A 1,497-nucleotide genomic window follows, 5' to 3' on the forward strand; every position below is an offset into this window, starting at 1 on the left:
CCGCCCGACGGGCCGGGCGCCGGGGCCGCCGGGGAGCGGCGGTACGCCCGTCCGGGCGGGCGTGGGAGCCGCCGCGGGACGGGACCGGTCGGCGACCAGCGCGAGCGCCCGCCGGCTCGCGACCGCGCCGCGCTTGTCCGCGAGGACTCCGCGCAGCCCGGTGGACGCCTCCAGCTCGGCACGGGCCCGGCCGAGGTTCCCGGTGCACAGCGCCAGCACGCCCAACTCATGGTGGAAATACGCTTCTTCACCCACTTCACCGGCCACCCGCGCGGCCTCCTGGCCGTGCCGGAGGCCGCGTTCCCAGGCACTCCAGTGGAGGGCGCCCGCGAACGCCGGCGCGGCCGTGCGGGCCAGCAGCACGGCGGCGGCCGGGTGGCCGGGCGCGCCGGAGGTCACCAGGGCGGCGAGCGCGGCGAGGATCGTGTCCGCCTCGGCGGCGATGCGCTCGGGCGTGACGGAGGGGTGCCCGGCCCACCAGGAGTAGTGCTGGGCGGCGGCCAGCACCCGGCCGGCGGCTTCGGTGCCGCCCTCGCCCGCCAGCTGTTCGGCGACGCCCGCGGCCACCCGGTAGTGCGCGCCGACGGCGGTGATCAGCCCGCAGTCGAGCAGTTCGCCGACGGCGGCGTCGGCGTGGGTGTCCCCGACGAGGGCGGGCAGTTGGGCCTGGTGGGGCACCTCGCCGCCGAGGGCCAGGGCGAAGCGCAGGGTGTCCCGGGCGGCGTCGCCGAGCCGGGCGGCGAGCGGCACGGCGGGCGCGGTGCCCCGGGGCAGGGGCGCGCGCCGGGCGCCGGCCGCCGGGGCGGTCCCGTCCTCGGGGATGCTGAACGGCCGCTCGTCGTCGGCGGGGACGGCCTCGGAGCCGACGGCGTCCGCCTGCCGGAGCAGCGCCCCGGCCTGGACGAACCGGAGCGGCAGCCCTTCCGTCTCGAACCACAGGTCGGCCGCCCAGTCGGCCTCCTCGTCGGTGAGCGGCCGGTCGACGGCCGCCTCCAGCAGCTCCAGGCACTCGGTGCGGTCGAGGCCGCCGAGGAAGACCTCCTCGATGTGGGCGTCGGCGGAGGGCGCCGCGACGTCCGGCCGGGCGGCGAGGAGGAACGCGCACTCCGGGGTGGCGTCGAGGAGTTCGTCGAGCGCGGCGCCGCCGTACTCCAGGTCGTCGAGGACGACGACCGCCCCGATCTCCCGCACGGCGGCCAGCAGTCCGGCCCGGTCGGGCCGGTGCAGCGGCGCGTGGTGGACGGCGGCGAAGAGCTCGTGGAGCAGGTCGGCGGTGGTGCGGTGACGGCCGTTCAGCCGGACGACGCCGTCGGGCGCCAGGCCCGCGCAGTCGGCCGCGACGGCGTCCAGCAGGGTGGTGCGCCCGGAACCCGCGGGGCCGGTGAGGCGTACGGAGCGGCCGCGCGCGAGCAGCCGGCCCAGCCGTTCGCGGACCTCGCCGCGGCCCACCAGGGGCAGTCCCGGCCGGGCGGGCCCGGCGGGCGGCGGGGGCGCCGC

Annotated in this window: 1 pseudogene; it reads right to left on the reverse strand. The window is 79.8% G+C overall.

The annotated features are described in order from the left end of the window. Positions 1-1,497, reverse strand: a pseudogene (locus tag HN013_RS32205) (ATP-binding protein); the annotation flags it as partial.

Origin of the sequence: Streptomyces sp. I05A-00742, assembly GCF_013055795.1 — a bacterium.
Lineage (GTDB): Bacteria > Actinomycetota > Actinomycetes > Streptomycetales > Streptomycetaceae > Streptomyces.